Origin of the sequence: Salinivibrio socompensis S35, from assembly GCF_000513715.1 — a bacterium.
Classification (GTDB): Bacteria; Pseudomonadota; Gammaproteobacteria; order Enterobacterales; family Vibrionaceae; genus Salinivibrio; species Salinivibrio socompensis.
On the sequence record NZ_AQOD01000014.1, the window covers coordinates 16,433 to 30,290 of the forward strand.

Sequence of the window (13,858 nt, forward strand, 5' to 3'; positions counted from 1 at the left end):
GACGCGGATGTTGAACCGAGTATGTCTGACGCTTGCAAGCGTTATGATGCTTGCCGCATGCTCGGCGGATATTGATGATTACCAAGGTCGTGAGCCGGCATTTAACTTGTTTGAGTATTTTGACGGGCAAACCAAAGCGTGGGGCATCGTGCAAGATTTTACCGGTGAGCAAACGCGTCGCTTCGAAGTCGATATTGAGGGCACGGTTGTAGGCGATACACTGACACTGGATGAGTCATTTATTTATGCGGACGGAGAAACCCAAACGCGAGTGTGGACGATTACACGTCATGAGGACGGCACTTATACGGTACTGCCGGAGATATTGTGGGCGAAGCAACGGGTGTCGTCGCGGGAAATGCCCTCAATTGGCGCTACGATTTAGTGGTGCCGGTGGGCGAGAGTGAATATCAGCTCCATTTTGATGACTGGATGTTTCGCCAAGATGATGATCGCCTCTTTAACATCACCTCGATGCGCAAATGGGGCATTGAGGTAGGTAAAGTGACGCTATTTTTCCAACGCATTGATCAATAAGCGTGTTTGAGGCGTTATCCGACGCCTCTTGCTAGTCCAATGGCGCGCTGAATCACCCAGCGTAATAGCTTGGGAATAGGCGCATTCAACTCATTTTCTGTATAAGCAATGATGGCCAATGCCGCATCGGGTTTCGCGTAGCGTTTTAGTGCCTTGGCGATGATGCGCTTATCGTTCATATGCGGCTGCTGACTCGCCACGCCGGCCATTTCGCGAAACAACGGCTCATAACCATTGTTGTACAGATAATGCTCGATATCTCTATCAGGCAGCACCGTCAGTTTTGACCCTTCGGGCTGGTGGTCTATTTGTCCTCGTGCAGTGGCTGCGTATTTCTTTCCTGCCATATCGCCATCGGCGACAAGGTGCCATTCTATTCCCAATGCTTTGGCGGTTTTGATTAACGGACGAAGTCCGCTTTGTGCAAACTCAATTAAATGGACACCTTCTGCTGCAAAGTCATAACCTTGTAAACGTGCAAGCTCATTAAATAGCCAGATTTCGGTTTCCCCCTCAACCAATAACCAACAACGAGCGAAAAGTGCGCTGGGACGGTGGAAGCGAACGTGAAACGTCACACGCCGACGTTCATCTTGCGTCAGCAAATGGGAGGGGACTTGATGGCTACGTGTTTCCGTGGGATGACGCACGAGTCGGCGAATATGATCGAGCTGAACGCCTGCTAGTAAATCACCGCTGTTAGTGGTTAACAGCTTTTGCATGGGCATCAATTGAATCAACCGCCATGCTTGGTTTAAAAGTGTGGGATGTAACCGACCCTCAGGATCTTCAAACAGCATAATAGGACGGGCATTGCGTTTGAGTTGTTTCGGGCCACGCGCCCGCACAAAGGCACTCAATAGACCCATTAATACGAGCCGGCTTTGGTTTGAGGTATTGGCGGCCACCGCTTCTAATGGATGCATTTGGTTGTGGGTAATCGCTAAGGCACCAGGCGCATGGATGGGATAAGGAGCACGGCTATGTTCGTCTGCGGCAAAATAGTGGTCAAGTAGCTGACGCATCGCATGTAGGCCGCTTTTGATTTCACCTTTGTTAACATGTCCGGGCATCATTAATAATCGCCGATAGGTATTATCTAAACGTTGCTCGATACGTGTATTATCTTTATTGACGATTTGTCCGGGCACGCGCATACGCCTGGCATCACGCACCCTGACTACGGGGTGGATCTGCATCAAATGGCTTGCGAGCGCATCGTTATCGACCTTCTCGATAGCGTCACCGTGGCATGATAAGAATACGCGCTGTACCGACACTTTACTGTCTTGCATGGTCGCATTCAGACAATAATCCAACGTACGACAACCAGCGTTTTCACCGTTCCAGAGTGGCTTAAAACGACGATAGCGACGTGCTTTATACTCGCCAGGAAAGCTTTCTTGCCAACGAAGAATAATCTGAAACTGTTGTTCTGGCGCGACGCCAAGGGCATGGTCAACATGAAAGTCAGAGCGTTTAAACTGTGGTTTATCACCACTGGGATGGAATGCTAGCTCCAGTGCGTCCAAAAGAGACGATTTTCCCCACGCGTTTTCACCGATTAAAACGGTTAGCTCATCGACTTGGAGTGACAGGCGTCTAATTCCACGGAAGCCTGCGATTTCAATACGGTCTAGTCTCATCGTCACCTCTATTTTAGAGTATGACACCTTCGCGAAAAAGGAAACGAAATCCGTTATGGTTTTGTGCTATATGCCTGATTTATTGTGACTAACAGGCTATTTGATTTCGGGGTTTGTTATCCATCGATTAGCCATAGGGTGACAAAGTAAATCCTGATATAGTATTTTGATCAGTCACGCTCCCCATTTGGGATAATAAGCAAGAGAAAGCCATGTTGTCGTTTGAAGCCTTACACGTTCTTGATGCGATCGAGCGAAAGGGCAGTTTTGCCGCTGCTGCTGAGTCATTGAACCGTGCTCCCTCATCGTTAAGCTATCAAGTACAAAAACTTGAAGACGAGCTTGGCCTAGTGATTTTTGACCGTTCAGGCCATCGCGCGACCTTTACCGATGCCGGTCATTTATTGGTTGAGCGAGGACGCATGTTATTAAAGGCGGCTGATGAAATGGTGGCAGATGCGGCATCGTTGGCCCACGGCTGGGAACTAGAGATTTGTCTCGCCTATGATGGGCTATTTAAAAGCCACTTCTTTTTTCCTTTGATTGAGCGTTTGGCCAAAAAGAGTAACACGCGGCTTAAACTGTCTGAGCAAATATTGGCAGGCTGTTGGGAAGCGTTAGCCCAAGAGCGCGCCGATGTACTAATTGCACCGATTCCGGATACCGTGCCTCAGGGGATAAAAGTACAGCCGTTAGGAGAAATGAGCGCGTATTGGGTGGCGACGCCCGATCATCGATTCACAAAGAGGCGCGCCCAGTTCGAACCGGATGTCCGTGCCAAATACCGTGGTGTCGCCGTCGCTGATACGGCGCGAGGCATGCAGCCTAAAACCTACAATGTGCTGGAAAATCAACCACGGTTAACGGTGAGCTCTATGCATGATAAATATACCGCAATTTTAAACGGCCAAGGGATAGGAACCTTGCCTTGGTTTTGGGTGCAAGACGATCTGAATGCTGGCCGTTTAAAACGGTTAAAAGGAGGGGAGCCATTTCAACTCAAGTTTGGGCTCGCCTGGAAGCGTAACCGAATGGGCAATGCAAAGTCCTGGCTGGTGAGGCAATTGCCCAACCTACTTGCCCCCTATATGCAAGCGGGCGACATACCGATTGATAAGTCCTAGCCTTGGTTCGCAACAGCCTATAGGTCGGTCAGCAAAGGCAGTTGCATGTCGACAATGCCATCGGCCATTTGAACATCAATACTAAAGCCGCATTTCTGTGCGAGCGTAATCATTCCTCGATTGTTGGGCATGGTCATTCCGGTGATACGAGATAAGCCTGCCTGACGGCCGTAGCGGATAATGGTGTCCATAAGCACACTCCCTAAACCAATTCCTTTTAGATCAGAGCGGACTAAGACGGCAAACTCCGCGTCTGTATTTTGAGGGTCGGCTAATAAACGGACCACACCCCAGATTTCTTCTCTACCGGAAGGCTGTTGGGACGTTGCCACCAGAGCCATTTCGCGGTCATAGTCGATTTGGGTTAAATTGGCTAACGCCTCGTGATTCAATTCACCAACGTCAGAGAAAAAGCGGCGGTATAAATCCTCCTCGGAGACTTTTTCGACAAAGGCCTTATGGGTTGGCTCATCTTCAGGAAGGATAGGGCGCAGCAAAATAGTGTGTCCGTTTTTAAGCGTGATCGACTGCTCCAATTCTTTAGGATAAGGCCGAATGGCCAAGCGTTTTTGTTGGCTGCCTGCGTAATCTCGCAACCGCAGTGACGCATCCAGAATCGTGAGCTCCTCGCCCGCGACCAGGAGTGGATGGATATCGAGTTCATCTACTTCCGGACAATCAATGATCATTTGTGACAGCGTCACTAAAAATCGACATAAACGAGGCACATCAATAGAGACGGGAAAGCCGCGTTGCTTGATTTTGCCGCCTTTAATCGCGCCAATCACAAGGTAGCGTGCCAATGTCATGTTAAGAGGAGGGATTGCCACCGCGGCATCTTTAGTGACATCCCAATCAGATCCACCTTCTCCCAACAAAATGATGGTACCAAAAACGGGATCGTTACTGATGGTAACGCGTAACTCCTGTGCGCCGGCTCGAGGCGCCATCGACTGTATCAGTAGCCCTTGGATATGAGCATGAGGAAAGGTGACAGACACGCGATCTAGGATCGCTTGCGTGGCATTGGCGACCTCGGCTCCAGTCCGTAAATTCAGCATCACACCTTGGACATCGGATTTATGGCGAATATCCGGGGAACGAAGCTTCACAGCAACAGGATAACCCACTTGTTCCGCTATTTGGGCCGCTTCCACGGCATCGGTAGCCAGCCAAGTCGACATAACCTGCATACCATAGGCTTCTAAAAAAGGTCGTACTTCGTGGGTGGTCAGGGTGAGATGCTCAATATCCTCTGCTTGTTCGATAAACGTCCGTGCGGCCGATAAGTCATAGTCCATTAGCCCGGTTGAGGTGGGGGTTTCCATTAATTGCTTTTGGTTACGTCGATACTCCACTAGATGCATATAAGCGGTTACGGCACTTTCAGGCGTTCGGTAGGTAGGAAAGCCGGCGTGCGTGAACGCCAATCTTGCCACCGTGGCGTCGTCTCCTTCACCTTGCCAATTGGTTAAAATATTAAAGCGTCGCGCGCGGGGATGTGCTTTCAATGACTCGATAATCGCTTTTGCCGTATTGAGCCCTGGCGCCGTCACTGACGGGGAATGCATAATCAGAACCGCATCAGCCTCATCGCTGTTTAAAACAATATCCACTGCTGCTTGGTAACGCTGCGTGTCCGCATCACCGACCAGATCAATCGGATTGGTGCGCGACCAGCTTGCAGGTAATACCTGATTAAGTGCGTCCAACGTTGAGTCACTTAAGGTGGCTAACTTACCGCCAGCATCCATGAGCGTATCGACGGCCATCACTGCCGGTCCGCCACCGTTGGTGATAATCGCGAGGCGCTCGCCACGCAAAGGAACGGAGTGAGATAGCGTTTCCACGGCGGCAAATAACTCGTGCGTATTGTTCACACGCAACATCCCCGAGCGCCGGATCGCGGCATCGTAAGCGGCATCTAACCCTGTACTTGTCTGGCTCAGTTGTTCCAGAGCGACTGAACCACCGCGGGTACGGCCACTTTTCAACACCAGAATACGACGATTCCGGGCGGCCGCTCGGGCTGCGGAGATAAAGCGTCGCGCGTCGCGAATCGAATCGACGTAGAGCAAAATGGCGTCGGTTTTACTGTCGCGACACAAAAAGTCGAGCAATTCGGGAAAGTCTATGTCACAAGCTTCGCCCAACGAGATAAAGGTTGAAAAGCCGATGCGCTTGTTACGCGCCCAATCTAAAATCGTGGTACAGACTGCGGCCGATTGAGACACAAATGCAATGTTACCTTTGTTGGCCGGCACGGGGGCAAATGATGCGTTGAGGTTAAGCCAAGGCAAAATCATGCCCAAGCTATTGGGCCCAAGCACCCGCATTGTGTATCTTTGTGCAATACTTTGCATTAGCGTGTACTGACTGTCGCCATGTGCGTCGAATTGGCCGCGCATGCCAGCGGCGAGCACGATGACTAGCTTTACACCACTTTCTCCTAACTGTTCAATCAGCTCAGGCGTCGTTTCTCCGCGCGTACAGAGAATCGCTAAATCAGGGATAAGTGGTAGGTCGGCGATCGTCTTATACGCCAAAATCCCGGCCACGGCTTGATACTTAGGCGTGACCGGCATGATGGGACCTTGAAATCCGCCGGATTGTAAGTTGCGGGTGACAACGTAGCCAGCGCGGCCGCTGCGGTCTGATGCACCCACGACCGCGATAGATTTAGGTTTGAGAAGTTGATCGATACCAGCCATGGTTTCCTCCGAGAAAGGCGAGCCCAGAGTTATCAACGAGGGCATATCAATACGTTAAGATCTGAAGCCAGTCTATCGGTCAGCGCTGAAATCAACGGTCTTTTTTAACGCAATGTGATCTGGGTATGGCAGAAATGGGTTGTTGAGATACACTCAATCACGTCGTTTAACGCAACTATCTGTGAGCTATCACCGGAAACCTCGAGTGAGAGGCTAACTTTTGGTTGAATGGCTATCAGGTCGGGGGCACAATGAAAGAAATTTGGATAACTGACAGAATCACAATGAAAAAATTGGGCTTACTGGCCATCGCGGTGCTCCTAACAGGGTGCAGTGGCGGTGGTGTTACCACTGAAATCTATAGTCAGACCATTGAGTCAACCAACACGCGCGAGACTGCTCAAACATCAACACCACAACCGAAAGACAACGTGGCCAAACAAGCGCCGAAAGCGAACGTTGAGCCGGCGCCGAAAAAACAAACCATGAAAGCGTCAAGCCAAGGGCCAGGGTATACCATCCAAGTGGTTGCGCTCAGCCATGATCGAGGGTTTAGCGATTACGCAAAACGTCTCCCGAGTAACCAGCCGCTTTGGAGCAACAAGAAAATGGTAGACGGCTTACCTTGGTATACCTTGTTGTATGGTGAGTACCCATCACGGGATGCAGCAAAGCGCGCTATCAGGGCATTACCGCAAACCATCCAGCAATATGGTCCTTTTGTGCGTGATATCGCAGACATTAAACGATCATCAACGCCTGAAATGACGCGCATTAATTAATCCAGTAACCCTTCCTGTCACTGTCAAAGCTGGCTTTTGGGTCAGCTTTGAACAAACCCGCAGCAATCAGACTGTAAAATATCGACAAATAAGCGCCGATAGGTGAAAGCGAATCCGCATTTGTCTACTATGACGCTAATGTTCCGGTAACGTGTCGATACACGTGATGAGAGAAAACAATGACGAAACTAAACCTGCTTTTGCTATGCGGTGGTGGCGGTGCGGAGCACGATATCTCGCTGATTTCTGCCCAGTATATTGAAGCACAGTTAACCAAACTTCCCCGAGTCAAGGTCCACAAAGTCGAAATGACCCAAGAGGGGTGGCACCTTAACGATGGAATGCGCTGTCATCTTGATACCGATGGCATGCTTTGTAGCAAGGTTGAACACACTCAAATTCACTATGTTGTCCCGTGTTTCCACGGTTTTCCAGGTGAAACAGGAGATATTCAATCGCTACTCGAGATCACGGGGTTGCCGTATTTAGGGTGTGGTCCTGAAGGCAGCCAAATTTGCTTCAATAAAATCACCTCTAAGTTATGGTTTGATGCTCTGGGTATTCCAAACACACCGTATGTGTTTATCACGGATCAAAATGAAAAAAGCATGGCACATGTCGCCGCCTTTTTTGCCGAGCATCAAGCCGTGTTCGTTAAAGCGGCTAGCCAAGGATCCAGTGTGGGCTGCTATCACGTTACCGAGGAAGAGCAACTGCCCAAATGTATTGCGGATGCGTTTACCTTCTCTGACCAAGTCTTGATCGAAAAAGCCATTAAGCCTCGCGAACTAGAAGTGGCCGCGTTCCAGGTTGGCGAAGAGATTATTGTCACCAAGCCGGGGGAAATACGTTGTCCAGAAGGCAGTTTTTATACTTTCGAAGAGAAATACAGTGAAGGGAGCTCGAGCAATACACAGATTGACGTCTTCGACCTCAGCGAGGAACAAGTGGCGCGTATTCGTGATTATGCCCATCAAGCCTTTAAGCAACTTCGTTTAAAAGACATGTCGCGTATTGACTTTTTCCTGACTGAGAACGGCACGATATTAGTCAATGAAATCAATACATTTCCAGGGATGACGCCGATTTCAATGTTCCCTAAATTAATTGAGCATCATGGGTTAGCGTTTCACGAATATTTGGCGTCACGTATTACCCATGCAACAGGACGGCGAGTGAGCTAGTTATTCCGTTGGCTTCTTACGTCGGTATCGCGCTTTAGCTTGTTCACTGGCGACCGTGTTACCGACATATTGGGCGGGCATTGCTGGGCTTTTCCAGCGGCCGAGATGCTGGATTTGTTTGATGGTCATCCCCTTGTTGGCTAAGGCTCGGCTTGCCCCAACGCGTGGAGATTGCCCAGAAAAAGTCACCGATTCATCAAGCAAGCTGCTCGCGCGGCGAAAGACTCGGTAAATCGATGAGGGATCTAATGCCGCGCCACCTAAATGGCCATGTTTATTGATTCTGCGAAGCAGCGGGCCATGATTTATTCCTGTTTTACCTAACCACTGAGCAAGTAACATTGCTGTCTGCTCACTCAATGGCACCCGCTGATCGCTGACCAATATAAATGTTTGCCCCGATTGGGTGATGAGATCGTCAGTAGTGAGTGCGGCGAGTTCACTGCGTTTCAACAGCCCCTCATAAGAGAGTGACCACACCAACCGGTCTCTAAGATCGCGTAGCCTTTTTGAGCCGGCGAGTTGCGCATTTAATTGCGTCATATGATGAGCCTGAAAGGGGGTGGCTTCTTTGCTTTCAGGCAGCTTAGCCTGAAGTAACCGTGCCATCGCGTATTTAACTTCACGATGTTTACTGGGATCGCGTTGCCGATGTAATCGATGCACCAGTCCAACGGTGACCACGATGCGACGAATGGCCGAGATTTTACGTTGTTGAGCACACAGCTCAGCAAATCGACGCAATGTCGTGACGGCACAAGGTATTGCGGTGACATCTTGCTCGTGACAGAAAGCGACAAACACACGCCAGTCATTACGATAACTTAATAATGAATTGCGACTGTAAGCGTCCTGAGTCAATATCGCCCATTCAACCAAACTGACTTGCCCTTGATTAAAAAGAGACAAGCTTGCTGATATATATTTTGGATCAAGGGGTAATATCTTCTTCATAATGCACTATAACTTTTAATATTTGTTTTTACTTTAACAAATATTCGTGACAAATGTTAGACATAAGTCTCATTCTACTCAGTCCTTGGTCTTGTAATGCACTAGGTTAATGAAATCGCTCGAAGTAGGGATGATAATAGTCTAAAACAGAACCGAAGCCGTAGTTCAATTCATAAGATGCACTCGGCGATTAGCGGGAGGAATAAACCATGACCCGACGCCTTTTTCATCGTGGTTATACGATTGAAAAATCAGAAGGTGGAAACGAAGCCACAGAGGTTTATCGCGCGAGACTAGGGGGGAAGTCGATATCTGGCAGTTTGCACAATGTGAAAAAATCAATCGAGTGGTGGGCTGACACCAATACCTTCGTCAATCCCGCTGATTTTGATGAGGAAGAGGACGACGCTCCGCCAACGCATCAGGTCGAAGAGTATAAAGGCTTTCGCATTATGAACGACGATCCAGAAAAAGATGAAAAGGCTGGTATATGATTGTCCGAGGTAAACTGATGAAAGGCTCTCTCCCAGGGTTAAAGCTTTTTATCGACAAGAATGGCGATCAGCTACGCGCTTAGCGACTGCCAACACAGCGTTGCTTTTGGTACTATTAGTGTAAATTTTTTAACGAAGCACAATCATGTCTGACGAAAATCGTTTAGTCTACTCGACAGAATCTGGCAAAATCAAAGAAGCACCCCAAAAGCCTCACCGCCCTAAAGGGGACGGCATTGTTCGTATCCAGCGCCAAACAAAAGGACGTAAAGGCAAGGGGGTCAGCTTAGTGACTGGCTTAGACCTTGATGACGCGGAATTAAGACTGCTCGCGGCCGAGCTAAAAAAAGTATGCGGTTGTGGGGGCTCAGTGAAAGAAGGCGTGATTGAAATTCAAGGGGATAAGCGCGATAACATCAAAGTGCACTTAGAAAAGAAAGGACACACCGTAAAACTGGCCGGTGGATAGAAGAGAAAAAACCAGGCAACATCCGCTGCCTGGTTTTTTGTTACTTAAATTTGCCCTTCAGGATCAATCAACAGATCAAATCGCTCATGGCCATGTAGTGATTCAAAATCAGCTTCTTCTCGGGCTGCTTCACGTAATGAAGCACTCTGAGCTATCGCCAGCTCCAAATCAGACACAGCTTGGTCCTCAGCGCCTAACCTAGCATACGCACAAGCGCGTTGGAATAGGGCGTTAGCGTTTCGCTCATCCACTTCCAACACACGGTTACTGATACTTAATGCCCAATGGTATTCTCCCATTTCCATCGCGGCATCCGCTTTGTGGGTCAGCGCTTCGAGATCGCCAGGGCGGATTTTAAGTATTTCATTATAGATTTCCATCCGCTGCTCTGGCGTTTGTGAGTGCTGTGCACGCAACCACAAATTATGGATTTCGTTAATGCGTTCAATTTCTTTGTTATTTTCAGCGATAATCCGCGTTTTACGTTTCAAGTCTCGCTCTAGCGCTTGGAACTTGCGTTCATATTGCTCAGCAATTTCAGATAACTGTTGATCCGCCAGCTCTTTGGTATTGTTTTTTATATCACGTAGCGATTGCCAACCAACTAGGGCAATAAGCGATGCCGCACCGGCGATAAGATAAAAGAAGTAGGTGACGGTCACATTGGCGTAGTTCAGTGACTTATCGGCTACATCGAGCTCACGATCAGTAATCTCTATAACCATTCGTTTTTCTAGCGCCTGGAAATCGGTTCGTAGGTTCCGGATCTCATCCAGAACATACCTTTCCATTAATGGCTTATCGTAAATACTTTGCTCGGCGTAAGATGTTGCCTCTTTGGTCGCCTTTGTATGCTTCACATCGTTTTCGTCCTGAGCGGCAGCACCGAAGCTTGCTAACGCCACGAGCAAAAAAGCCCAAATGTGCGCTTTCATGGTTATCCTTATAATGAGTGATCTGATGACCGGTGAACTGTAGCAAACCTGACTGAACCTAAAAAGGTTAACGGGTGGAATTCGCACATAATATGACACTTCACAATCCGTCGCCCGATGCGAACCGTGACTCGTGTCTCCAGCACAGTGAACTCCTACTGTTCTGCTGTATTTTCCGCCAGCTTGACAATAGGATAAGTGTCACCCATATTAGACGTATATAAGTCAAATTTAACTGACATGGTGATAGTGATGAACACATCAATTTTAGATGTCGTCATGAACGCAGAAGGTATCGTTGAACCGAGCAAAATGGCCGCGTTCTTCCATACAAATTTGAAAGAGATTGCGTCGTTGTCTGGATTACCTTATTCCACGCTGAGCCGCACCGAACGATATTCAACGATCAAGGCACAACAACAACTACGTAACTGCACAGAAGTGATCAACCGAATCCTTCCGTGGACGGGAAATGAATTTCATGCCTACGCATGGTATCGGAGTGAAGGGTTGCCAGAGTTTGGCGGATTAACGGCAGAGCAACTGGTTAAACACGATCGGATGGATGCGGTCAGAGCCTACCTCAATCATATGAGCGAAGGCGGTTATGCGTAAAGAAAAGCTACAGGAACACCTGTTCAAATTTAAAGGTGCGGTATTTCGTGGCCATAATCCTCGCTGGTCATACGCGCCTAACTGTGGGGAAGGGGCAAGGCGCAACGGTGGGCGGTATAACCCAAAAGGTGTTGTAGCCCTGTATACCTCACTGTCTCAATCGGGTGCATGGGTAGAGGCTCAGCAGGGGTTTCGTTTTAAAGCTCAACCCCTGACAATATGTCAGTATGATGTCGACTGTGAAAATGTAATCGATCTTACCGATGAAACGGTGCTTCTAAACTGTGGTATTAAGCCTTCAGCACTAAGCTGCGCTTGGTTAGAACAAATGACCCATAACCAAACACCCGATAGTTGGCACTTATCGAAACAACTTATCAGCGCAAAGGTCAACGCCATTATTGTGCCCAGTTTTGCGCGTGGAGCCACCCGAGAGATGAAAAACATCGTATTTTGGCAGTGGAATGATACGCCACCCAATATGGTTAAAGTGATCGATGACTTTGAACGGCTGCCGCCATCATCTTACTAGCGCCACGTATCAATATGGACGACACGCCCAACGTCTGACAAACCGGCAGCTCACCGCGATGCTTATCGCCACGCGCTTGAAGCACCTTAGCTAAAGCGGGACACTTGAGCTGAGTTGATTAAAGAAAGTGGTGATAAGCTATTTTATGGTAAATGGGCACTTATGTTGAATCGTCGCGTCAGAATACTCAAGGGGGAGAGAAAATGGAGGCGGGAAATCAAGGCGCTTGCCTTATCGATGCCAATATTCATCTTATAAATACTTTATTTAACATAACATACATAATGCGCACTTATGTTGGGTTTGTTAACATGCCATCGTGTCGGTTAGTCCATTGAACAAATCTTCTCAACCTGACTGATTTCTTTTCCGTTCCAAATCATTTCTGCATGGAAGCATTGGATGACGTCGCTAACGACTTGTGGCGTAGACATCGCCCAACAGCTCCTCTCTTCATTTCGCACTGAGTTGTAGCGGATCCCTGTTAATGCATCATCTTGCCGAACCTGACGACCAAGCGCCTGTGCCGCGGAGTAATCGATAAGGTCGTAGATTGGATCTGTCATTGGCTTGTCGCACACATCAATCACCTTATCGTCATCAAATGTGAAACGAAGCGCCCTAAACACCAATCGATCATAATGAAGCCCATTAACGCCAGCCCAATACTTGCGCTGGTGATACATGACTTCCTTTAGCGCGGTTTGTTCGGTGTCACCGATATAAAGCATCCCAAAGCTACCATCAGCGAAACGTGAGCCATCACGGTTAATGTGAGTAAAGGCAGCGACAGCATAGCTACGACCATGCTCACAGTAGTACGGGATTTCTTCCGGCTTAATTAGAGAGACATCGCCCACTTCGTCGAGAATACGTGGATTCGTCAATGCTTGCAGTTGATACATCACCTCAAAGTCATCCTCCGGATTAAGGACATCATCAAACAAGTCAATCGTCGGGTACTTAGACGGGATGAGCCTATAACCTACCGCTTGATTTTCTCTCGCATTCGGCATGCTACCCCCACTGACCTGAACGTAACGCGTCGACACGGCAGAACACTTCGTAAAGATCAGCGAACTTGCCGCTACTAAGAGTAGATAAAGGCGTCCGCCCTTCGAAGTAAGCGTTTTTGTTCTCCATCGACATGAAACCCTGAACGTTCTCTTGGTTGTCGAAGATGATTCGAAGGCTACCGTGGATGTTTGCGATGTAGCTTAAACGCTCAAGCTGATCATCATCCATAGATATAGTGTCTGAGTTAGCCTTGTACTTTTGGAACGTAGACCTTGGTATGCGAAGAATTCTCTGCATGTCTGCTCCGGTACATCCCCATCCTTCCATTATTTTTACAGCAGCCTTGAAGCCGACTTGAGCCATTCTCTTCTTGTCTGCCGCCTTTAGTGCTTGTGCTGCTGTCATATAATTCACCATTTCATACTTATATATTCTCATTGTGGACTTAATATATAATTTTGTCCATAATGAGACAGACGAATCTTACGCAGCTTGCTACATCCTTTCGTCTTGGATTGAGCTAACCTCGCAACTGTATGAACGATCACCGTATTGCACTGAGGAATCCCCTGATGATTTAGATAAAAATCATCAATTTAAGGTAGATGCACACCTTGTCATATGATCAAATGGTTTCACCAAAAATCAATAATCAGACAACAAGATGTGCGAACTCAATATCTTACATGACTCTCTCTACCAATTCTGTCCTGAACTGCATTTAAAGCGACTTAATAGCTTGATGTTAGCTTGCCGAGCATTGCTTGAGAGCAACACGCTTACGCTTACCGAACTTGGTCGCAACTTACCTTGCCAAGCTAGAACTAAACACAACATAAAGCGGATGGATCGCCTGTT

The 13,858-nt window shown here is 48.2% G+C and carries 13 protein-coding genes and 2 pseudogenes; 9 read left to right on the plus strand and 6 right to left on the minus strand.

The features are described from left to right. The first annotated feature begins 7 nt into the window (after positions 1 to 7). Positions 8 to 537 (plus strand): annotated as a pseudogene (locus DZ54_RS18270) (DUF3833 domain-containing protein). Positions 538 to 551: 14 nt separating this feature from the next. Here the strand turns inward: DZ54_RS18270 and DZ54_RS0102035 are convergent. Continuing rightward, positions 552 to 2,183 carry a DUF2813 domain-containing protein gene (locus DZ54_RS0102035; RefSeq protein ID WP_025672929.1) on the minus strand — a complete coding sequence of 544 codons (1,632 nt, stop codon included), beginning with the start codon at positions 2,181 to 2,183 and terminating at the stop codon, positions 552 to 554. A 212-nt stretch (positions 2,184 to 2,395) separates the two neighbouring features. On the opposite strand from DZ54_RS0102035, the gene DZ54_RS0102040 reads away from it, so the two are divergent. Then, positions 2,396 to 3,307: a LysR family transcriptional regulator gene (locus DZ54_RS0102040; protein WP_025672930.1), complete on the plus strand. Its 912-nt coding sequence runs from the start codon at positions 2,396 to 2,398 to the stop codon at positions 3,305 to 3,307. A 17-nt stretch (positions 3,308 to 3,324) separates the two neighbouring features. On the opposite strand, the gene DZ54_RS0102045 is transcribed toward DZ54_RS0102040, so the two are convergent. After that, positions 3,325 to 6,018, minus strand: coding sequence for a bifunctional acetate--CoA ligase family protein/GNAT family N-acetyltransferase (locus DZ54_RS0102045; protein WP_025672931.1), 2,694 nt, complete (start codon positions 6,016 to 6,018; stop codon positions 3,325 to 3,327). 284 nt (positions 6,019 to 6,302) lie between these two features. On the opposite strand from DZ54_RS0102045, the gene DZ54_RS23925 reads away from it, so the two are divergent. Together DZ54_RS23925 and DZ54_RS0102055 are read left to right on the plus strand one after the other, a co-directional pair. Further along, positions 6,303 to 6,800 carry an SPOR domain-containing protein gene (locus tag DZ54_RS23925; RefSeq protein WP_025672932.1) on the plus strand — a complete coding sequence of 166 codons (498 nt, stop codon included), beginning with the start codon at positions 6,303 to 6,305 and terminating at the stop codon, positions 6,798 to 6,800. Positions 6,801 to 6,979: 179 nt separating this feature from the next. Beyond that, the gene (locus DZ54_RS0102055; protein ID WP_025672933.1) at positions 6,980 to 7,984 is read left to right on the plus strand and encodes a D-alanine--D-alanine ligase; all 1,005 of its coding nucleotides are present in this window, start codon (positions 6,980 to 6,982) and stop codon (positions 7,982 to 7,984) included. On the opposite strand, the gene DZ54_RS0102060 is transcribed toward DZ54_RS0102055, so the two are convergent. Continuing rightward, on the minus strand, positions 7,985 to 8,938 hold the full coding sequence (locus tag DZ54_RS0102060; RefSeq protein ID WP_025672934.1) for a tyrosine-type recombinase/integrase: 954 nt from the start codon (positions 8,936 to 8,938) through the stop codon (positions 7,985 to 7,987). It abuts the gene before it with no gap. Between the two features lie 209 nt (positions 8,939 to 9,147). Here DZ54_RS0102060 and DZ54_RS18275 point away from each other — a divergent pair, with 209 nt between their 5' ends. Both DZ54_RS18275 and yciH read left to right on the plus strand, forming a co-directional pair. After that, a complete protein-coding gene (locus tag DZ54_RS18275) occupies positions 9,148 to 9,432 on the plus strand; it encodes a DUF3319 domain-containing protein (protein ID WP_240473892.1) in 285 nt (94 codons plus the stop codon). Between the two features lie 145 nt (positions 9,433 to 9,577). Continuing rightward, positions 9,578 to 9,901 carry a stress response translation initiation inhibitor YciH gene (gene yciH / locus DZ54_RS0102070; protein WP_025672935.1) on the plus strand — a complete coding sequence of 108 codons (324 nt, stop codon included), beginning with the start codon at positions 9,578 to 9,580 and terminating at the stop codon, positions 9,899 to 9,901. A 44-nt stretch (positions 9,902 to 9,945) separates the two neighbouring features. On the opposite strand, the gene DZ54_RS0102075 is transcribed toward yciH, so the two are convergent. Next, complete coding sequence (locus DZ54_RS0102075) at positions 9,946 to 10,836, minus strand: TPR end-of-group domain-containing protein (RefSeq protein ID WP_164831539.1); 891 nt, start codon at positions 10,834 to 10,836, stop codon at positions 9,946 to 9,948. A gap of 252 nt (positions 10,837 to 11,088) precedes the next feature. Here DZ54_RS0102075 and DZ54_RS0102080 point away from each other — a divergent pair, with 252 nt between their 5' ends. Both DZ54_RS0102080 and DZ54_RS0102085 read left to right on the plus strand, forming a co-directional pair. Further along, on the plus strand, positions 11,089 to 11,451 hold the full coding sequence (locus DZ54_RS0102080; RefSeq protein ID WP_025672937.1) for a hypothetical protein: 363 nt from the start codon (positions 11,089 to 11,091) through the stop codon (positions 11,449 to 11,451). After that, the gene (locus DZ54_RS0102085; protein WP_037353335.1) at positions 11,444 to 11,983 is read left to right on the plus strand and encodes an RES family NAD+ phosphorylase; all 540 of its coding nucleotides are present in this window, start codon (positions 11,444 to 11,446) and stop codon (positions 11,981 to 11,983) included. The genes DZ54_RS0102080 and DZ54_RS0102085 overlap by 8 nt, the downstream gene beginning before the upstream one ends. Positions 11,984 to 12,309: 326 nt before the next feature. On the opposite strand, the gene DZ54_RS0102090 is transcribed toward DZ54_RS0102085, so the two are convergent. Together DZ54_RS0102090 and DZ54_RS0102095 are read right to left on the minus strand one after the other, a co-directional pair. Further along, complete coding sequence (locus tag DZ54_RS0102090) at positions 12,310 to 12,999, minus strand: RES family NAD+ phosphorylase (protein WP_025672939.1); 690 nt, start codon at positions 12,997 to 12,999, stop codon at positions 12,310 to 12,312. A 1-nt stretch (position 13,000) separates the two neighbouring features. Continuing rightward, entirely contained in the window at positions 13,001 to 13,405 is a 405-nt protein-coding gene (locus tag DZ54_RS0102095) for an antitoxin Xre-like helix-turn-helix domain-containing protein (protein WP_025672940.1), read from the minus strand. 259 nt (positions 13,406 to 13,664) lie between these two features. Between DZ54_RS0102095 and DZ54_RS23935 the strand changes: the two are divergent. After that, positions 13,665 to 13,858, plus strand: a pseudogene (locus DZ54_RS23935) (IS4 family transposase); the annotation flags it as partial.